Genomic DNA, 20,248 nt, shown 5'->3' with positions numbered 1-20,248 from the left:
CCACGCCCTTCCATGCCGAAAACTTGACGTAGATCAACGATGGCCGCTCTTGTTGGCGTCATTGTGCCGGCACAACGACAGGTGCGGCCGATCCCAATGCAACAGAATTCCACCACCATCTACAGTTCCGTCGAGCGCCACGAGGCGGAGCCCGTCAACTCGGCGAAGGTGCGCAAGCCGCTCTACGAGAAGCGCAAGAAGATCTTCCCGAAGCGGGCGGAAGGCCGTTTCCGGCAGTTCAAGTGGCTGGTGATGCTGATCACGCTCGGCATCTACTATCTGACACCGTGGATCAGGTGGGACCGCGGCCCGCACGCGCCGGACCAGGCGGTGCTGGTCGATCTTGCCGGCCGCCGCTTCTACTTCTTCTTCATCGAGATATGGCCGCAGGAATTCTTCTTCGTGGCGGGTCTGCTCGTCATGGCGGGCTTCGGGCTCTTCCTCGTCACCTCGGCGGTCGGGCGTGCCTGGTGCGGCTATGCCTGTCCGCAGACGGTGTGGGTCGATCTCTTCCTCGTCGTGGAACGGGCGATCGAGGGCGATCGCAACGCGCGCATCAAGCTCGACACCGGGCCGTGGACGCTCGCCAAGGTCTGGAAGCGCGTCAGCAAGCACGCGATCTGGCTGGTGATCGCGGTGGCGACGGGCGGCGCGTGGATCTTCTACTTTGCCGATGCGCCGACACTGCTCGTCAATTTCGCCACGCTGCGGGCTCCGCCCGTCGCCTACATCACCGTCGCGATCCTGACGGCCACGACCTATATTTTCGGCGGGCTGATGCGCGAGCAGGTCTGCACCTATATGTGCCCCTGGCCGCGCATCCAGGCGGCGATGCTCGACGAAAGCTCGCTCGTCGTCACCTACAACGACTGGCGGGGCGAGCCGCGCACCCGCCATGCCAAGAAGGCGATCGCCGCCGGCGAGAGCGTCGGCGACTGCGTGGATTGCAACGCCTGCGTCGTCGTCTGTCCCATGGGCATCGACATCCGCGACGGCCAGCAGATGGAATGCATCACCTGCGCGCTGTGCATCGACGCCTGCGACAACGTCATGGACAAGATCGGCAAGGAGCGCGGCCTCATCGCCTATGCCACCCTGTCGGACTATTCGGCCAACATGGCGCTGGCGACGGCCGGCGGCACGGCTGCCGTCGATCCGAAACGGGTACGCGACGGGAACGGCCGGTTCGACGACAAGGTCAGGCATTTCAACTGGCGCATCATCTTCCGCCCGCGCACGATGCTCTACTTCGGCATCTGGTCGCTGGCGGGCTTCGCGCTGCTCTTTGCGCTGCTGTCGCGCGACCGGCTGGACCTCAACGTGATCCACGACCGCAATCCGCAATTCGTCGTCGAATCGGACGGCTCGATCCGCAACGGCTACGGCGTGAAGCTGCTCAACATGATCCCCGAGCCGCGCGTCATCACCGTCTCGATCGAGGGCATGCCGGGCGCGACCATGAAGATATCCGGCCATGACGACGTGGGCGGGCGCAGCGTCGACGTGCCGGTCGATCCGGACAAGGTGACGGCGCTGCGCGTTTTCGTGACCCTGCCGAAGAGCCGGATTGCGGAAGCGGCCGAAGGTTTCCAGATTATCGCCGAGGACCGGCAGGGCCACGAGCGCGACGTCTATTCCGCCAATTTCAACACGCCGGGAGCAAGGTGATGGCCGCAGAACGCAAGCAGCAGGGTTTCGTCTTCACCGGCTGGCACATGATGGCCGTCATGGTGCTGTTCTTCGGAACGATCATCACCGTCAACCTCATCATGGCCTGGAACGCCTCGCATAGCTGGAGCGGCCTCGTGGTGCAGAACACCTATGTCGCCAGCCAGCAGTTCAATGGCAAGGTGGCGCTGGCCAAGGAGCTGGCGGCCAGCGGCATCGAAGGAAATCTCACGATCGAAGATAGCCGCATCGCCTATCGCATCGTCGATGCCAAGGGCGCGCCGCTTCTTGCCGACGACGTCCTGGCCGTCTTCAAGAGCCCGGTGGACGAACGCAAGGATTTCACCGTGATTCTGGTCCCGGCCGGGCAGGGGCTTTTCGCTGCCGAGCGCGACGTGCCGGCCGGCCAGTGGATCGTCGATATCGGCACGACACGCGACGGTGCGAAGGTCTTCCACCAGACGCTCCGCACTGTGGTCGCGGGAGGCGTGAAATGAGCTGCTGCGCACCGGGAACGGAGGGCGCCGCCGAGGCGCTGCGCGCGCTGCCGTCCTCCGAAGAGCTGATGCTGGCGAGCCGTTCGGTCGGCGAGGGGCTGCGCCAGAGCGATCTCAGCGTGCCCGGCGTCCATTGCGGCACCTGCATCACCACCGTCGAGGGCGCGCTGAACAGGCTGCCGGAAGTGGCGCGCGCCCGTGTCAACCTCTCCACGCGCCGCGTCTCCGTGGTCTGGAAAGAGGAGGTCGACGGCCGGCCGACGGATCCGCAGGCGCTTGCGGCTGCCATCCGCGCGACCGGCTACGACGCGCATCTCTTCTCGCTCGCCGCCGAAGGCGACGACCGCCTGCGCAACCAGCTCATCCGCGCCGTGGCCGTTTCGGGCTTCGCGGCAACGAACATCATGCTTCTGTCGGTCTCCGTCTGGTCGGGAGCCGAGGCGGCGACGCGCGACCTCTTCCACTGGATTTCCGCCTTCATCGCCGGCCCGACGCTGATCTATGCCGGCCGCTTCTTCTACCAGTCCGCCTGGAACGCCGTCCGCCACGGCCGCACCAACATGGACGTGCCCATCGCGCTCGCCATCACGCTGTCCTATGCCGTCTCGCTCTGGGAGACCCTGCACAGCGCCGAGCACGCCTGGTTCGATGCGACGGTCAGCCTCCTGTTCTTCCTGCTCATCGGCCGCACGCTCGACCATGTCATGCGCGACCGCGCCCGCTCCGCGATCACCGGCCTTGCGCGCCTCTCGCCGCGCGGCGCCATGGTCGTCAGGCCGGATGGTTCGCGCGACTATCGCCCTGTCGAGGAGATCGCCGTCGGCGAGCATCTTTCCGTCGCGGCCGGCGAGCGCATCCCCGTCGATTGCCGGGTCATCGCCGGCGTCAGCGATATCGACCGCTCGATCGTCAACGGCGAGAGCGATCCGCTCGCCGCCGCGCCGGGCACCCGGCTGGAGGCCGGGGCCATGAACCTCACCGGTTCGCTGACCGTAGAAGCCGTCGCCACGGCGCGCAACTCCTTCCTGTCGGAAGTCATCGGCCTCATGGAAGCCGCCGAAGGGGGAAGGGCGCGCTATCGCCGCATCGCCGACCGGGCGGCGCAGGTCTATTCGCCGGCCGTGCATCTCCTGGCGCTCGCCTCCTTCCTCGGCTGGGGCTTTTATGACGGCGACTGGAAGCATGCCATGCTCGTCGCCATCGCCGTGCTGATCATCACCTGCCCTTGCGCGCTTGGCCTTGCCGTGCCGGTCGTACAGGTCGTCGCGGCCGGCCGCCTCTTTGCCGGCGGCGTCATGGTGAAGGACGGGTCCGGCATGGAACGCCTTGCCGAGATCGATACCGCCATCTTCGACAAGACCGGGACGCTGACGCTCGGCAGGCCGCGTCTCGTCGACCGGGGCAAGGTCAGCCGGGCCAATCTTGCGCTGGCGGTCGCGCTCGCCGTGCATTCGCGCCATCCGCTCTCGATGGCGCTTGCCGGCGCCAATGCCGGCCCCGCGCCCGTCATCGACGCGGTGACCGAGGTTGCCGGCGGCGGGCTCGAGGCCGCGACGCCGCAAGGCCTGCTTCGCCTCGGCAACCGCGCTTTCGCCTGCGGCAAGGCCGCGGCGGGCGAGGAGGAGCATGGGCTGTCGGAGGTCGTGCTGTCGCGTGACGGCGCGGTGCTGGAAGTCTTCCGCTTCGAGGATGCGCTGCGCGCCGGGGCCGCCGAGACGGTGAGCGCCCTGAAGCGGGACGGCATCGAGATGGCCATCCTCTCCGGCGATCGCGCGCCTGCGGTCTCCCGCATCGCCGGTCTGCTCGGCATCGCCCGCTGGCGCGCCGCCCTCTCGCCGCGCGAAAAGACGGAATCGGTCACCGAGCGCGCCGCCGGCGGCCATCGCGTGCTGATGGTCGGCGACGGCATCAACGACGCGCCCGCGCTCGCTGCCGCCCATGTCTCGATGGCACCCGCGACCGCCGCCGATGTCGGCCGGCAAGCGGCGGACTTCGTCTTCCTGCACGAAAGCCTCGAGGCTGTGCCCTTCGCCGTCGAGACGGCGCGGCGCGCCGGCCGGCTCATCCGGCAGAATTTCGCGCTCGCCATCGGCTACAATGTCATCGCCGTGCCGATAGCGATCCTCGGCCACGCAACGCCGCTGATCGCCGCCATCGCCATGTCCACATCCTCGATCATCGTGGTGGTGAACTCGCTGCGCCTGCGCGGAAGCATACCCGCCTTCGCGATGCGCGCGGCGGACGAGGCCCGGCCGCTCAAACCCCTGGTGCAAGCCGCATGAACACGCTGATCTTCCTCATCCCCATCGCGCTTTTCCTCGGCGCGCTCGGCCTCGGTGCCTTCCTCTGGTCGCTGAAAAGCGGCCAGTACGACGATGTCGAGGGCGCCGCCTGGCGCGTGCTCGACGACGGGGACGACAGGCCGGGACGCTGATTTCGACTGGTTCTAAAAACACTGCTCGAACAAACAATTCCTTGTCGTAAATCGATTTGAATGCCAAAACACCACGGTTGGAGCCCAAGCTCCCCACTCTTCTTTCGCGCGGCGCTTTCGGCACGGTCCGGCAAGAATCCCTCGCCGCGCCATCCTACGGAGGTACTATCGTGGCACAGGCGGAAATCGGGCTGATCGGTCTTGGCGTGATGGGGTCGAACCTTGCGCTCAACATTGCCGAGAAGGGTAACAGGATCGCAGTGTTCAACCGGACGGTAGCGCGCACGAAGGAATTCTATGAGGAGGCCGGCGACCTGAAGGGCCAGATCGTGCCCTGCGACACGATCGAGGACTTCGTCGCCGCCATCCGCCCGCCGCGGCCGATCATCATCATGATCCAGGCCGGCGCGGCGGTGGACCAGCAGATGGAGCTGCTGCGTCCGTATCTGGAAAAGAACGACATCATGATCGACGCCGGCAACGCGAACTTCCGAGACACGATGCGCCGCTTCGACGCGCTGAAGGATTCGGGCCTCACCTTCATCGGCATGGGCGTTTCCGGCGGCGAGGAGGGCGCGCGCCATGGCCCCTCCATCATGGTCGGCGGCACGGAGGATTCGTGGAAGCGCGTGGAGAAGGTGCTGACCTCGATCGCCGCCAAATACAAGGACGAGCCGTGCGTCGCCTGGCTCGGCGAGAACGGTGCCGGCCACTTCGTCAAGACCATCCACAACGGCATCGAATATGCCGACATGCAGATGATCGCCGAGATCTACGGCATCCTGCGCGACGGCCTGAAGATGAGCGCATCGGAGATCAGCGCCGTCTTTGGCGAATGGAACAAGGGGCGGCTTGAATCCTATCTCATCGAGATCACCGAGAAGGTGCTTGCCGCGAAGGACCCGATCAGCGGCAGCCCGATCGTCGACATGATCCTCGACAAGGCCGGCCAGAAGGGCACCGGCAAGTGGTCCGCCATCGAGGCGCAGAACATGGGCGTGCCGGCGACCGGCATCGAGGCCGCCGTCGCCGCCCGGTCGATCTCCTCCTTCAAGACCGAGCGTGAAGCGGCCGAAAAAATCCTCGGCCTGCCGGATGTGCCGGCGCTGCAGGTGCCGGACAAGGCGGCCTTCCTCAAGGATCTCGAAAGCGCGCTGCTCGCCGGCAAGATCGGCGCCTATGCGCAGGGTTTCGCGGTGATGTCGGCCGCTTCGAAGGAATATGGCTGGAACCTGCCGATGCCCGTCATCGCAAAAATCTGGCGCGCCGGCTGCATCATCCGCTCGCAGTTCCTCGACGAGATCACCAGCGCCTTCACCGAGGCGCCGGATGCCGCGAACCTGATCGTCACTCCGGCCTTCGCCTCGATGGTGAAGGAGACCGACGGGGCTCTGCGCCGCGTCGTCTCGGCCGCCGCGCTGCATGGCCTGCCGGTCCCGGCGCTCGCCTCGGCGCTCGGCTATTTCGACAGCTACCGCCGCGGCCGCGGCACGGCGAACGTCATCCAGGCCCAGCGCGACTTCTTCGGCGCGCACGGCTTCGACCGCGTGGACGGCGCCGACAGCCATCATGGCCCGTGGGGTTCGGGGCTGAATGGGTAAGTTTGGGTGAACGTTTGAAGTCAAAAGGCCCGGTCGCAAGACCGGGCCTTTTGCTTGATTGGAAGTCTGCGCGGGATCAGGCGTAGAGGCCCCGGAGGTGAGGGCCGGTCGCGCCTTCGGATGCTGCTGCCGGTGCAAGCTCGACCGAGGCCCTGGGCGGCGGCATTCTTGTGCCCACCGCAAAGAGGATCGCGCTGATCACCGCGAAGCCGGCGAAAAGAAGGAACATGCCGGGGCCGCCGAAAGCGCCCAGCATAAGGCCGCCCAGGGTCGGGCCGACGAAATTGCCGACCGTCGAGAACGAATGGGCGCCGAAATAACTGCCCCTGTTGCGGTCGTTCGAGATGCCGTCGACCAGCATGTATTCGGAGGGAACGACCAGGATTTCTCCAATGGTGAAAACGACCATCGAGATCGCCAGGCCCCACAAGCCGCTGGAAACGAGGAAACCGAGCTCGCCGGCAAGGAACAGCAGGCAGCCGATCACCAGCGCATTGAGCGCGCCCGCGCGCTCGATGAAACGGCGGGCGAACGGGTTTCCGATCAGGACGACAGCGCCGTTGATGGAGACCATATAGGCGAAAATCTCCACGCCGCCGGCGATGCTGCCGGAAAGGTAGGGGGCGAGGGTGGCCGACCATTGGCCGTATACCGCAATCAGCAAGGTGCCGCCGCCGACGAAGAAGGCGAGACGGGGGTCGCGGATCGCAGTCCTGATGCTCTCAAGCACCGACAGGCCGGGCGCGGAGGCCGGCTCGGCCGCGCTGCGATGAAGAGGAACCTTCAGCAGGTGCAGGGCAAGCGCGAACAGCGCATAGACGATGCCGGCGATGATGAAAAGCGTCGTGGAGGCGGCGCCTGCCGCGATCCCGATCAGCGGGCCGACGGCAAAGCCGAAATTGATCGCGGTGTAGCGCCAGGAGAAATATTTGAGGCGCAGCGGTTCCGGGCATACGTCGCTCATCAGGGCGCGGGAAATCGGCTCGTTGATGGCGATGGTGACGGCCGCGACGATCTGGGCGAGGCAGAAGGCGAGAACCGTCTCGGCGACGCCCATCCCGACCATGGCGAGCGCCATGGAGAGAAGCGTCAGCGTCAGCACGGTCTTGCGCCCCACCTTGTCCGACAGCGAGCCGGCGAACGGGGCAGCGATCGCCCCGACAAGCGGACCGATGCCGAGCAGCATGCCGATCATGGCAGGCCCGAGACCGAAGGATTGCTGCAGCTTGATGGCAAGGAACGAGAGCGTCATCGCCCTTGCGACATTCACGAGGCCTGCCCCGGCGACGAGGAAGAGCACATAGTTCAGTCTTTGTCTTTCGTCGCTCATGCCCCGCCTCTCGTTCGCCTCTCTCGCCCGTTTTCGATTCAGGCGACGGCCTTGCGATGCCGTAAAAAGAGGCCGTCTGCAACAGCCACAAATAGCTACGCAGCAATGAGATGGGAAAGGGCGGGGAGGCGTCAGGCCTCGTCCGTCGGGATCGGATAGCTCAGCGTCTGCAACTCTTCGGGCGGGCGGCCCTCGATGCGGGCGAGCACCGCTTTAGCCAGTTCTCGGCCGGCGAGGCGGATGTCCTCGCGCATGGTCACGACCTCGGGTCGCAGCCATTGCAGGAACATGTGCGGTTCCTTGGAGACCATGTCGATATCGCGCCCGAGCCTGCGGCCCTTGGCTTCCAGCGCGGCGATCAGCGCTACCGCGCCCGAACCGCTGCCAGAGACGATGCCGTCGGGCGCATCGGGCGTGTCGAACATCGCCTCGGCCGCCTTGCGGATCTCGACGAGGCCGCTGTCGAGGTCGACCGTGCCGAAGGGCAGGGCCGTCGCGCCGAAATCGCGGATGCCCCGCTCGAAGCCGGCGCGCATGTGCAGGTAGAAGGTGAGGTAGGGCGGCGGCTGGAGCAGCACCAGCCGCTTGCGGCCCATCTCGACAAGCTTGCGCACCGCCTCATAGGCGAAACGTTCATTGTCGAAGTCGTGATAGGGATGGGCAAGGCCCATCTCCGTGCGGCCGTGCGTGACGAAGGGGAAGTTGCGCTCGATCATCAGCGCGACGCGCGCATCCTTCGGCTCGGTGCGCGAGATGATCACGCCGTCGGCCGCGCCCGTCTCCAGCACGTAGCGCACCGGATCGAGGGCGTTGCCCTGCGTGCGGTAGGGCGTCACCACGAGATGGTATTGCGTGGCGGCGAGCACTTCCGAAATGCCGACGACCATCGGGCTCGTCAGGCCCATAATCTCCTCTTCCAGGCTGAGGATGAGGCTGATGACGTTCGTCTTGCCGGTTCTCAGGCGCACGCCGGCGCGGTTCGGCTGGTAGCCGATCTGGCGGGCGACGAGGCGCACGCGCTCCTTCGTCTCGCTGCCGATATCGGGCGCATCCTTCAGCGCCCGCGAGACCGTGGTGATGCCGAGGCCGGTCATGAAGGCGATCGTCTTCAACGTCGGCCGCTCGCCGGAGGGCGGCGGCGCGCCGGCCTGGCCCTCGCTCATCTTCCTGTCCATGCCTGCCTGCCCGTCCTTCCGTATTAGCAGCCGGTTATACATTTTTTGAGCCACGCCGCCACTCCCGCGCCGGATCGACCTTAATCTGTAACGATACAGTTTGCTTGTCGAGATGAAATTTTCGCCCGCATTAGCGCCATGGCCGCCTAGTCGCTGCGAAACTATAATTTATTCGCTCAACGAAAGAACCGCCTGAAACTCCTCATGCGCGGGCATGAAAACGCAACATATTGATTAATTATATTTAATTCGAACGGAGGCTTACCGTGGCGCTTTACCTGTCGTTGCCCGGTCCTGCCGCGAGAAAATCCGACGAAGGGATGTTGCGCGATGAAATCTGTTGGTCTACATTTTTACTGCAACGTTTCAGTGAGGGAGGAGACTCATGAAGATTCGTGTTTCGGCTGCTGTTCTGGCAGCGACCGTGGTCCTGCCGTTCGCCGCAGCCAATGCGACCGATCTGGAAGTGACCCATTGGTGGACGTCCGGCGGGGAGGCAGCGGCGGTCGCCGAACTGGCGAAGGCATTCGATGCGACGGGCAACAAGTGGATCGACGGCGCCATCGCCGGCGCTGGCGGCACGGCGCGGCCGATCATGGTCAGCCGCATCACCGGCGGCGACCCGATGGCCGCCACGCAGTTCAACCACGGCCGTCAGGCCGAGGAACTGGTCGAGGCCGGCCTTATGCGCGACCTGACGGATGTCGCGACCAGGGAGAACTGGAAGGAGATCATCAAGCCGGCGAGCCTGCTCGACAGCTGCACCATCGACGGCAAGATCTATTGCGCGCCGGTCAATATCCATTCCTGGCAGTGGCTCTGGCTGTCCAATGGCGCCTTCGAGAAGGCTGGCGTCGCGGTGCCGAAGACCTGGGACGAGTTCGTCGCGGCTGCGCCGGCGCTCGAAAAGGCCGGCATCGTACCGCTGGCGGTCGGCGGGCAGGCGTGGCAGGCGGCCGGTGCGTTCGACGTGCTGCTGCTCGCCATCGGCGGCAAGGATACGTTCTACAAGGTGTTCAAGGACAAGGACGCGGAACTCGCCGCCGGTCCCGAGATCGCCAAGGTCTTCAAGGCGGCCGACGACGCCCGCCGCATGTCGAAGGGCACCAACGTTCAGGACTGGAACCAGGCCACCAACATGGTCATCACCGGCAAGGCCGGCGGCCAGATCATGGGCGACTGGGCGCAGGGCGAGTTCGCGCTCGCCGGCAAGGTCGCCGGCAAGGATTACACCTGCCTGCCGGGCCTCGGCATGACCGACGTCATCGCTACCGGGGGCGACGCCTTCTATTTCCCGGTCCTTCAGGACGAGGAGAAGTCGAAGGCGCAGGAAGTGCTCGCCTCCACGCTGGTCAGCCCCGGCGCGCAGGTCGCCTTCAACCTCAAGAAGGGCTCGTTGCCGGTGCGCGGCGACGTCGATCTCGGCGCCGCCAACGATTGCATGAAGAAGGGGCTCGACATCCTCGCCAATGGCAATGTGATCGACTGGACCGACCAGCTGCTTTCGGCCGACAGCCAGAAGCAGAAGGAGGACCTGTTCTCCGAATTCTTCGCCAATCCGTCCATGACCCCGGAAGACGCGCAGAAGCGTTTTGCCGACATCATCGCTTCGGCGGAGTGATCAGGCGCGCGTGATGCCGGCCGGCGGCGCTGCCGCCGGCCGTTCACCCCTGGTCAGGACCAAGGAGGAGTGACTCATGACGGGCCAGGTACACACCGGTCGCCCCAGCAGGCTGCTGCGCAATCTCAGTTCCAAGATTGCCTCCATTCCCATGATGCTCACCGCCGTCGTCATCTTTCTCGGCGGCACGGTCTGGACGGTGGTCTATTCGTTCACCAACTCGAAGCTGCTGCCGCGGGCGAAATTCGTCGGCTTCGACCAGTACGAGCGCCTGTGGGATGCGCCGCGCTGGATCGTGTCGATCCAGAATCTGGCGATCTACGGCCTCTTCACGCTCGTCTTCAGCCTCGTCATCGGCTTCCTGCTGGCTGCTTTGATGGACCAGAAGATCCGCTTCGAGAACACCTTTCGCACGATCTTTCTCTATCCCTTCGCGCTGTCCTTCATTGTCACCGGCCTTGTCTGGCAATGGATACTGAACCCCGAATTCGGCGTGCAGTCCGTCGTGCGCGCGCTCGGCTGGGCGAGCTTCACCTTCGATCCGCTCTATAATTCGCAGATCGTCATCTACGGTGTGCTGATCGCCGGCCTCTGGCAGGGGACGGGCCTCGTCATGTGCCTGCTGCTTGCCGGCCTTCGCGGCATCGACGAAGACATCTGGAAGGCGGCGCGCGTCGACGGCATCCCGATGTGGAAGACCTATCTCTTCATCGTCATCCCGATGATGCGGCCTGTCTTCATCACCACGCTGGTCATCATCGCGAGCGGCATCGTCAAGGTCTACGACCTCGTGGTGGCGCAGACGAGCGGCGGGCCGGGCATCGCCTCCGAAGTGCCGGCGAAATACGTCTACGACTACATGTTCCAGGCGCAGAACCTCGGTCAGGGCTTTGCCGCCTCCACCATGATGCTCGTCACGGTCGCCATCATCATCGTCCCCTGGGCCTATCTCGAATTCGGAGGACGCAAGCGTGGCTGACACCGTTTCCCTCAAGCCCGGCGCCGAGCCCTGGGGTGCAAAACCCCGCCGCACGCTTTCCGGCCGCAACATCATGCTCTACGGCACGCTGCTGGTGGCGGCGCTCTATTACCTGCTGCCGCTCTACGTGATGGTCGTCACGTCGATGAAGGGCATGCCGGAAATCCGCCTCGGCAACATCTTCTCGCCGCCGCTGGAGATCACCTTCGAGCCCTGGGCCAAGGCGTGGGCGAGCGCCTGCACCGGCCTCAACTGCGACGGCCTTTCGCGCGGTTTCTGGAATTCCGTGCGCATCACCATCCCCTCGACGCTGATTTCCATCCTCGTCGCCTCGGTGAACGGCTATGCGCTCGCCAACTGGAAGTTCAAGGGCGCGGATGTGTTCTTCACCATCCTCATCGTCGGCGCCTTCATTCCCTATCAGGTGATGCTCTATCCGATCGTCATCGTGCTCCGGGAAATGGGCATCTACGGCACGCTCACCGGCCTTGTCATCGTGCACACCATCTTCGGCATGCCGATCCTGACGCTGCTCTTCCGCAACTACTTCTCGTCGCTGCCGGAGGAGTTGTTCAAGGCGGCGCGCATCGACGGGGCGGGGTTCTGGCAGATCTATTTCCGGATCATGCTGCCCATGTCGCTGCCGATCTTCGTCGTGGCGATGATCCTTCAGACCACCGGCATCTGGAACGACTTCCTCTTCGGCGTCGTGTTCACGCGGCCGGAATATTACCCGATGACCGTGCAGCTCAACAACATCGTCAACTCCGTCCAGGGGGTGAAGGAGTACAACGTCAACATGGCCGCGACTTTGCTCACCGGCGCGGTCCCGCTCATCGTCTATTTCGTGTCGGGACGCCTCTTCGTCCGCGGCATCGCCGCCGGCGCAGTCAAGGGATAAGCCATGCAGAATTCCGTATCCATCAGGGATCTCTCCTTGAGCTTCGGCGCGGTCACCGTGCTGGAAAACCTCAATCTCGATATCGGCGACGGCGAATTCCTCGTGCTGCTCGGCTCGTCCGGCTGCGGCAAGTCGACCCTGCTCAACTGCATCGCCGGCCTTTTGGAGCCGACCGGCGGGCAGATATTCATCAAGGACAGGAACGTCACCTGGGAGGAGCCGAAGGACCGCGGCATCGGCATGGTGTTCCAGTCCTATGCGCTCTATCCGCAGATGACGGTGGAGAAGAACCTCTCCTTCGGCCTCAAGGTCGCCGGCATGGCGAAGCCGGAGATCGAGAAGCGCATCGCGCGCGCGGCCGAGATCCTGCAGATCGGCCCGCTCCTGAAGCGCAAGCCCGCCGAACTCTCCGGCGGCCAACGCCAGCGCGTGGCGATCGGCCGGGCGCTGGTGCGCGACGTCGACGTCTTCCTCTTCGACGAGCCGCTGTCGAACCTCGATGCCAAGCTGCGCTCGGAATTGCGCGTGGAGATCAAGCGGCTGCACCAGTCGCTGAAGAACACGATGATTTACGTCACCCATGACCAGATCGAGGCGCTGACGCTGGCCGACCGCATCGCCATCATGAAGAGCGGCGTCATCCAGCAGCTTGCCGATCCGAACACGATCTACAACGCGCCGCGCAACCTCTTCGTCGCCGGCTTCATCGGTTCGCCTTCGATGAATTTTTTGCGCGGCGAGATCGCGGAGCGGGGCGGCAAGCCGGTCTTCACGACGAACGGCGTGGATTTTTCGCTCGATGGCTATGCGGCCGGCGAAACGCTCCGGCCGGGCCGCAAGGTCGTGCTCGGGGTGCGGCCGGAACATGTGAAGGTCAACGAGGAGGCTTTTGCGGCCGAGACCCATCAGGCGACGGTCGATATCGAGGAGCCGATGGGCGCGGACAACCTGCTCTGGCTGAACCATGCCGGCCACACCATGTCCGTCCGCGTCGGCGGCGCGCGGCGCTTTGCCCCCAGCACGGCGGTGAAGCTCGCCTTCGACATGGGACTGGCCTCGCTGTTCGATGCGGGCACGGAGGAGCGGATCTAGAGGGTCCGGCCCCTCATCCGGCCTGCCGGCCACCTTCTCCCCGCAGGCGGGGAGAAGGAAATCTGCCGAGACGTTGCCATTCCCTCTCCCCGCTTGCGGGGAGAGGGCTAGGGTGAGGGGCAATCGCCCCCACACAAGTTCAGAGACACTGCCATGACCCAGACATCCGCCACCACCGCCATCGACCTTTCCGGCACCTGGACTCTCGCCAGCACCGACGCCGCCCACACCGCGCCGATGCGCGTGCCGGGCGACGTGCACAGCGCCTTGCTTGCCGCCGGCCTCATTGCCGATCCCTATGCCGGCCGCAACGAGCGTGACGTGCAATGGGTTGCCCGGAAGGACTGGGCGATCGAGCGCACCTTCGATGTCACGCCTGAGATGCTGGAAGGCGGCTGGTATCTCGATATCGGAAGCATCGACACGGTCGCCTCCGTCTATGTGAACGGCGTGCTGGTCGAGGACACCGACAATTGCTTCCGCCGCTACCGGCCCGATGTCACCGATGCGCTGAAGGCGGGCGAGAACACGCTGAAGGTGCTGATCCATTCCAGCGTCGCGGCCGGCGCCGCACGGCAGGCCGAGCAACCCTTCTTCATCCCCTGGTCCACCGGCAATTCGCCCATCCCGAACGGCAACATGCTGAGGAAGCCGCAGTGCCATTTCGGCTGGGACTGGAACATCGCCATCGCGCCGCTCGGCATCTACGGCGAGATCGTCCTGCGCAAGCTGGAGGTCGCCCGCATCGAGCATGTCACGACCCGGCAGTTCCACCATGCCGACGGCGCGGTCGATCTCTACATCACCGCCACCCTCCATGCCGGGCAGCCGGGCATCCTGCCGGTGCATTTCGCGCTGGGCGAGGAACGGGTGCGGCTCGATATCGGCGTTCAGGCCGGCGAAACCCAGCTCACGCACATGTTCCGTATCGAAAGGCCCGCGCTCTGGTGGCCGGCGGGCCATGGCGAGCAGGCGATCTACGCCGTGCGTGTCGAAACGCCCACGGAGACGGTGGTGCGCCGCATCGGCCTCCGGCAGGTCGAGCTCGTCACCGACAAGGACGAAGCGGGCAGCCGGTTCGCGCTGAAGGTCAACGGCCGGGAAATCTTCTGCCGCGGCGCCAACTGGATTCCCGCCGACGCGCTGCCCTCGCGCATCAACCCCGCCGGCGTGCGCGACCTCTTGCAATCGGCCGCCGACGCCAACATGAACATGATCCGCGTGTGGGGCGGCGGCTTCTATGAGCCGGACTGGTTCTACGATCTCTGCGACGAGCTCGGCCTGATGGTCTGGCAGGACTTCATGTTCGCCTGCAACCTGTACCCCTCGACCGTCGATTTCCTCGACAATGTCGCCGCCGAGGTGGAATACCAGGTCAAGCGTCTCGCCTCCCATCCCTCCATCGTGCTCTGGTGCGGCGACAACGAGCTGGTCGGCGCGCTGACCTGGTTCGACGAAAGCCGCGCGAACCGCGACCGCTACCTCGTCTCGTACGACCGCCTCAACCGCACCATCGAGGTGGCGATGCGGAAGGCCGCGCCCGGCGCCATCTGGTGGCCGTCCAGCCCGGCCTCCGGCTATCTCGATTTCGGCGATGCCTGGCATGCCGACGGGTCCGGCGACATGCACTACTGGTCCGTCTGGCACGAGAACAAGTCCTTCGACGACTACCGCAGCGTGCGCCCGCGCTTCTGCTCGGAATTCGGTTTCCAGTCCTACACGTCCATGCCCGTCATGGAGACCTTCGCCGCGCGCAAGGACATGAACATCGCCTCTCCTGTCATGGAGAGCCACCAGAAGAATGCAGGCGGCAACGAGCGCATTGCCGGCACCATGTTCCGCTATTTCCGCTTCCCGAAGGATTTTGCGAGCTTCGTCTACTTGAGCCAGATCCAGCAGGGCCTCGCCATCCGCACGGCCGTCGAATACTGGCGTTCGCTGAAGCCCCATTGCATGGGCACGCTCTACTGGCAGCTCAACGACACTTGGCCCGTCGCCTCCTGGTCGAGCCTCGATTACGGCGGCAGCTGGAAGGCCATGCATTACATGGTGCGCCGCTTCTTCCAGCCCGTCGCCGTCGCCGCCATCCCCTCGAAGGACGGCGAGACCATCGGTTTTTCCGTCGTCAACGACACGGCGGAAGCCGTTACGGTGACGCTCGATACCTGGCTCGTCTCGCTCTCTGGCGAGCGCCGGCCGTACCGCAGCGCGGAGGGCATGTGCGGGCCGGACAAGGCGGAGATGCTGTTCTCCGTCTTTTCCGCCGACCTGCCCGAGGACATTCTGCTCTTCTGGTCCTTCGAGGCCTCCAACGGCATGCGGGGCGAGGGGCATCACGTCGCGGTCAACTACAAGGCGCTCGACCTCGAACCCTCAGGCGTGACGCTGGAGGCCGCGCCGCGCGACGATGGCACCGTCGCCGTCACGGCCGCCGCCAACGGCCTTGCCCTGCATGTCATGCTCGAAGCGGATGTCGCGGGCCGCTGGTCCGACAATGCCTTCGACCTGACGGCCGGCGAGCGCCGGACCGTCGTCTTCACCCCGGCCGCGCCCGACGCGGTTCCCGAATTCCGCTGGCTCGACCTTCATTCCTGCCAGGCGGCGACCCGATAGCACGAGGAGACATCCATGCAGAACGTCAGCTTCCAGCTCTACAGCGCCCGCAACTTCCAGCCCTTCGCCGAAGTGTTCCGCATCCTCGCCGATGCCGGCTACAGGGAGGTCGAGGGCTACAGCGCGCTCTACGGCTCGCTCGACGATGCGGCCATCCAGCAGGTGAAGGCCGACCTCGACGGCAACGGCCTCACCATGCCGACCGCTCATTTCGGCCTCGACATGCTGGAAGCCGAGCCCGACCGCGTGCTGGAGATCTGCCGAACGCTCGGCATCGAGGCGGTCTATTGCCCCTATCTCCTGCCGGAGGACCGTCCCATGGACGCCGCCGGCTGGCACGCCCTCGGCGAGCGCCTGCAGAAGGCCGGCGAGCCGATCCGCGCGGCGGGCCTCACCTTCGGCTGGCATAACCACGATTTCGAGTTCTTCACGCTGCCCGACGGCACGGTGCCGCAGGACCATCTCTTCGCCGGCGGCCCGGACCTTGCCTGGGAGGCCGATATCGCCTGGATCATCCGCGGCGGGGCCGATCCCTTCGCCTGGATCCAGAAATACGGCGACCGCATCACCGCCGTGCACGTCAAGGACATCGCGCCGACGGGCGAGAATGCCGACGAGGACGGCTGGGCGGATGTCGGCCACGGCACGGTTCCCTGGACAGATCTCGCCAAGGCGCTCGCCGGATCGCCCGTCCGGCATTTCATCGTCGAGCACGACAATCCGAAGGACATCACCCGGCTTGCCACCCGCTCGATCGCCACCGTCAAGGCATTTTGAGGACGCACCCCATGAGCAAGGAATACGGAGTCGGCATTATCGGCTGCGGCAACATTTCGGGCGCCTATTTCACGCTGATCCCGACCTTCAGGAACCTGAAGCTCGTCGCCTGCGCCGACATCAACCCCGCCGCGTCGAATGCGCGGTCGGAGGAGTTCGGCGTGCCGGCGCAGGAGATCGGGGCGCTGCTCGCCAATCCTGCGGTGGACGTCGTCGTGAACCTCACCATTCCGGAGGCGCATTACCCGGTGTCCAGGCAGGCGCTGGAGGCCGGAAAGCACGTCTATTCGGAAAAGCCCTTCGTGCTCTCGCTCGAACAGGGCGAGGACCTGCGCCGCATCGCGGATGCCAAGGGCCTGAAGGTGGGCTCGGCGCCCGATACCTATCTCGGCGGCGCGCACCAATTTGTCCGCCATCTCATTGACAGCGGCCGGCTGGGCAAGATCATGTCGGGCACGGCGCATGTGCTGGGGCCGGGCATGGAGAGCTGGCACCCGAACCCGGACTTCTTCTTCGCGCCGGGCGGCGGGCCGATCCTCGACATGGGGCCGTATTACGTCAACAACCTCGTCAATCTCGTCGGTCCGGTGAAGCGCGTCGTGGCGCTCGCCAACCGGGCGCGGGAGGAGCGGGTGATCGCCAACGGCCCGCGTCTCGGCGAGACGGTGCCGGTCGCCGTCGCCACCAACATCCATGCCATCCTCGAATTCGTCAGCGGCGCGCAGGTGGCGCTGATGGCGAGCTGGGACGTCTTTGCGCACCGCCACCAGAACATGGAACTCTACGGCACCGACGGCGCCGTCTTCGTGCCGGACCCGAACTTCTTCGGCGGCACGGTGGAGGTCGCCGGCGAGGACAAGGAGCCGAAGGAAGTGGAGATGTGGGATCATCCGCTGACGGCGCAGAACTACCAGTTCGACTGGGGCAAGCAGGCCAACTACCGCGGTATCGGCCTTACCGACATGATGGAGGCGGTGACGACCGGCCGCGACCATCGTTGCTCGCTCGACCGCTCGCTGCACACGATCGACGTGCTGACGGCGATCCTGCACTCGGCCGAGGAGGGCAGGGCGATCGACATCGTCACCACCTGCACCCAGCCGAAGGCGCTGGGCATCGAGGAGGCGCGGGCGCTGCTGCGATAAGCGTGCGCAACGACCGGCAAGAGACTGAATTCCCTTGCCGGCCAGCATCCGGCGGCGGTACGAAACACCTCCCGATTCAGACAAAGGAACGCGACCATGGCCTGGCAGCCGGCGGATAGCCGTTACGACACGATGACCTACAACCGCGTGGGACGCTCCGGCCTGAAGCTGCCGGCGATCTCGCTCGGGCTCTGGCACAATTTCGGCGACGACACGCCGCATGACCGCAAGGTCGACATGTGCCGCACGGCCTTCGACCTCGGCATCACCCATTTCGACCTTGCCAACAATTACGGCCCGCCGGCGGGCACCGCGGAAACCGCCTTCGGCGAGATCCTGCGCACTGACTTCAAGCACTTGCGTGACGAGCTGATCATCTCCTCCAAGGCGGGCTACGACATGTGGCCGGGTCCATACGGCGAATGGGGCAGCCGCAAGTATCTCATCGCCTCCTGCGACCAGAGCCTGAAGCGCATGGGCCTCGACTATGTCGACATCTTCTATTCCCACCGCTTCGATCCAGAGACGCCGCTGGAGGAGACCTGCGGCGCGCTCGACCATATCGTGCGCTCCGGCCGTGCGCTCTATGTCGGCATCTCCTCCTACAATTCGCAGCGCACCCGCGAGGCCGCGGCGATCCTCAAGGAGCTCGGCACGCCCTGCCTCATCCACCAGCCGAGCTATTCCATGCTCAACCGCTGGATCGAGGAGGACGGCCTCGTCGATACGCTCGAAGACCTCGGCATCGGCTCCATCGTCTTCTCGCCGCTGGCGCAGGGCATGCTGACGACCAAATATCTCGGCGGCATTCCGGGCGATAGCCGCGCGGCGCTGAACCACTTTCTCAAGAAGGACTTCATACGCCCCGAGATCATCGACAACATCCGCAAGCTGAACGCGATCGCCGAGCGGCGCGGCCAGACGCTGGCGCAGATGGCGCTCGCCTGGGTGCTGCGCGGCGGGCGCATCACCTCGGCGCTGATCGGCGCCAGCCGCTCCGCGCAGATCGTCGATTGCGTGAAGGCGCTGGAGAAGCCGGACTTCACGGTGGAGGAGCTGGCCGAGATCGATGTCTATGCCAAGGAGGCCGACATCAATCTCTGGACCAGCTCCGCCGAACTCGACTAGCATTTCAGCCTGCCTGCCGGACCCAGACAGGAAATGGGTCCGGCAGGCTCGCCCAGCGTGCCGGCTCGAACGTCTGCGCATCGACAAGGCAGGCGTCGAGCCGGCGCCGGATATCGTCTTCATCCATCGGGTCCGCGCCAATGAAGACGAGCTCCTGCCGCCGGTCGCCCCAGACGGGATCGGACAGGCGGGCGATGGCGTCGCGCGCCGCCTCATCCTGCGGCCAGTGCTGGCGGGGCACGGAGGCCCACCAGAGACCGAGCCGGCCGCTTCTGACCAGCGCGCCCGCCTGGCTCATCTCGCCGACATGGTGCGGCCGGGTGGCGAGCCAGAAGAAGCCCTTGGCCCGTATGACGCCCGGCCAGCTCTCGTCGAGGAAGGCCTTGAAGCGGGCGGGGTGGAACGGTCTTCTCGCGCGGTAGACGAAGGAGCGGATGCCGTATTCCTCGGTTTCCGGCACGTGGTCCCTGAAGCCGTGCAGTTCCTTGAACCAGAGCGGATGCTCGCTCGCCCTGTCGAAGTCGAAACGGCCGGTGCCGAGGATGTCGGCAAGCTCGACGCGGCCGAAATCCGTCTCGATGACGCGGGCCGACGCATTCAGCCCACCGACGATCTGGCGGGCGGCGAGGAGGTCCCCGGGACTTGCGGCGCCCGCCTTGTTGAGCACGATCACGTCGGCGAACTCGATCTGCTCGACCAGCAGCTCCACCAGCGTGCGCGTGTCGCCTTCGCCGGCCGTCTCGCCGCGCTGGGCCAGGAAATCCTGCGAGCCGTAGTCTTTGAGGAGATTGGCGGCGTCGACCACCGTCACCATCGTGTCGAGGCGGGCGACATCCGACAGGCTCCAGCCGCTCTCGTCGCGGAAATCGAAGGTCGTGGCGACGGGCAGCGGCTCGGAAATGCCGCTCGATTCGATCAGCAGGTAGTCGAAGCGGTTCATCTGCGCGAGGCGGCGCACCTCGTTGAGAAGATCGTCGCGCAGCGTGCAACAGATGCAGCCATTGGTCATCTCGATGAGCTGCTCGCCCGTGCGCGACAGGTCAGCCCCGCCCTCGCGAATGAGGGCGGCGTCGATGTTGACCTCGCTCATGTCGTTGACGATGACGGCGACGCGCAGGCCGTTGCGGTTGTTCAGCGCGTGGTTGAGAAGCGTTGTCTTGCCGGCGCCGAGGAAGCCGGACAGCACGGTGACGGGGAGGCGGTTGTCCATGGGTTTTGCCTATTAATGTTATACTATTACATTCGATTGGCTGAAAAAGGCGGGGTGACCCCGCCTCTTCGCTGGTT

At 65.3% G+C, this 20,248-nt stretch carries 16 protein-coding genes; 13 read left to right on the top strand and 3 right to left on the bottom strand.

Annotated elements, in window-relative coordinates; all coding sequences use genetic code 11:
* The first annotated feature begins 96 nt into the window (after window positions 1-96).
* The 5 genes from ccoG (at window position 97) to gndA (ending at window position 6,200) form a co-directional block, all read left to right on the top strand.
* Window positions 97-1,668, top strand: coding sequence for a cytochrome c oxidase accessory protein CcoG (gene ccoG, locus Q9316_RS10605; protein WP_306035125.1), 1,572 nt, complete (start codon window positions 97-99; stop codon window positions 1,666-1,668).
* Complete coding sequence (locus tag Q9316_RS10600) at window positions 1,668-2,165, top strand: FixH family protein (RefSeq protein WP_306035124.1); 498 nt, start codon at window positions 1,668-1,670, stop codon at window positions 2,163-2,165. The genes ccoG and Q9316_RS10600 overlap by 1 nt, the downstream gene beginning before the upstream one ends.
* Window positions 2,162-4,447 (top strand): cation-translocating P-type ATPase, encoded by a 2,286-nt coding sequence (locus tag Q9316_RS10595; protein WP_306035123.1) that lies wholly within the window; start codon window positions 2,162-2,164, stop codon window positions 4,445-4,447. The genes Q9316_RS10600 and Q9316_RS10595 overlap by 4 nt, the downstream gene beginning before the upstream one ends.
* Window positions 4,444-4,599: a cbb3-type cytochrome oxidase assembly protein CcoS gene (gene ccoS, locus Q9316_RS10590; RefSeq protein ID WP_244759221.1), complete on the top strand. Its 156-nt coding sequence runs from the start codon at window positions 4,444-4,446 to the stop codon at window positions 4,597-4,599. The genes Q9316_RS10595 and ccoS overlap by 4 nt, the downstream gene beginning before the upstream one ends.
* 170 nt (window positions 4,600-4,769) lie before the next feature.
* Complete coding sequence (gndA, locus tag Q9316_RS10585) at window positions 4,770-6,200, top strand: NADP-dependent phosphogluconate dehydrogenase (RefSeq protein ID WP_306035122.1); 1,431 nt, start codon at window positions 4,770-4,772, stop codon at window positions 6,198-6,200.
* A 76-nt stretch (window positions 6,201-6,276) separates the two neighbouring features.
* On the opposite strand, the gene Q9316_RS10580 is transcribed toward gndA, so the two are convergent.
* Together Q9316_RS10580 and Q9316_RS10575 are read right to left on the bottom strand one after the other, a co-directional pair.
* On the bottom strand, window positions 6,277-7,530 hold the full coding sequence (locus Q9316_RS10580; protein ID WP_306035121.1) for an MFS transporter: 1,254 nt from the start codon (window positions 7,528-7,530) through the stop codon (window positions 6,277-6,279).
* 131 nt (window positions 7,531-7,661) lie between these two features.
* Window positions 7,662-8,705, bottom strand: coding sequence for a LacI family transcriptional regulator (locus tag Q9316_RS10575; RefSeq protein WP_306035120.1), 1,044 nt, complete (start codon window positions 8,703-8,705; stop codon window positions 7,662-7,664).
* Between the two features lie 385 nt (window positions 8,706-9,090).
* Between Q9316_RS10575 and Q9316_RS10570 the strand changes: the two genes are divergently transcribed.
* The 8 genes from Q9316_RS10570 (at window position 9,091) to mgrA (ending at window position 18,961) form a co-directional block, all read left to right on the top strand.
* Window positions 9,091-10,326 carry an ABC transporter substrate-binding protein gene (locus tag Q9316_RS10570; protein WP_306035119.1) on the top strand — a complete coding sequence of 412 codons (1,236 nt, stop codon included), beginning with the start codon at window positions 9,091-9,093 and terminating at the stop codon, window positions 10,324-10,326.
* Window positions 10,327-10,402: 76 nt separating this feature from the next.
* The gene (locus Q9316_RS10565; RefSeq protein ID WP_306035118.1) at window positions 10,403-11,305 is read left to right on the top strand and encodes a carbohydrate ABC transporter permease; all 903 of its coding nucleotides are present in this window, start codon (window positions 10,403-10,405) and stop codon (window positions 11,303-11,305) included.
* Window positions 11,298-12,206: a carbohydrate ABC transporter permease gene (locus Q9316_RS10560; protein WP_306035117.1), complete on the top strand. Its 909-nt coding sequence runs from the start codon at window positions 11,298-11,300 to the stop codon at window positions 12,204-12,206. Before Q9316_RS10565 ends, Q9316_RS10560 begins: the two co-directional genes overlap by 8 nt.
* A 3-nt stretch (window positions 12,207-12,209) precedes the next feature.
* Window positions 12,210-13,298 carry an ABC transporter ATP-binding protein gene (locus Q9316_RS10555; RefSeq protein ID WP_306035116.1) on the top strand — a complete coding sequence of 363 codons (1,089 nt, stop codon included), beginning with the start codon at window positions 12,210-12,212 and terminating at the stop codon, window positions 13,296-13,298.
* Window positions 13,299-13,451: 153 nt separating this feature from the next.
* Window positions 13,452-15,911: a beta-mannosidase gene (locus Q9316_RS10550; protein ID WP_306035115.1), complete on the top strand. Its 2,460-nt coding sequence runs from the start codon at window positions 13,452-13,454 to the stop codon at window positions 15,909-15,911.
* Between the two features lie 15 nt (window positions 15,912-15,926).
* The gene (locus Q9316_RS10545) at window positions 15,927-16,688 is read left to right on the top strand and encodes a sugar phosphate isomerase/epimerase family protein (RefSeq protein WP_306035114.1); all 762 of its coding nucleotides are present in this window, start codon (window positions 15,927-15,929) and stop codon (window positions 16,686-16,688) included.
* Between the two features lie 11 nt (window positions 16,689-16,699).
* On the top strand, window positions 16,700-17,833 hold the full coding sequence (locus tag Q9316_RS10540) for a Gfo/Idh/MocA family protein (RefSeq protein ID WP_306035113.1): 1,134 nt from the start codon (window positions 16,700-16,702) through the stop codon (window positions 17,831-17,833).
* Window positions 17,834-17,929: 96 nt separating this feature from the next.
* Window positions 17,930-18,961 carry an L-glyceraldehyde 3-phosphate reductase gene (gene mgrA, locus Q9316_RS10535; RefSeq protein ID WP_306035112.1) on the top strand — a complete coding sequence of 344 codons (1,032 nt, stop codon included), beginning with the start codon at window positions 17,930-17,932 and terminating at the stop codon, window positions 18,959-18,961.
* Between the two features lie 4 nt (window positions 18,962-18,965).
* Here the strand turns inward: mgrA and zigA are convergent, their stop codons facing one another.
* Window positions 18,966-20,171, bottom strand: a complete 1,206-nt coding sequence (gene zigA / locus Q9316_RS10530) for a zinc metallochaperone GTPase ZigA (RefSeq protein WP_306035111.1) — start codon at window positions 20,169-20,171, stop codon at window positions 18,966-18,968.
* Between the last annotated feature and the right edge of the window lie 77 nt (window positions 20,172-20,248).

Origin of the sequence: Shinella zoogloeoides (assembly GCF_030733845.1) — a bacterium.
Classification (GTDB): domain Bacteria; phylum Pseudomonadota; class Alphaproteobacteria; order Rhizobiales; family Rhizobiaceae; genus Shinella; species Shinella zoogloeoides_C.
The sequence above is the reverse complement of the archived record's forward strand: the minus strand, read 5'-3'. Positions and strand labels throughout refer to the sequence as shown.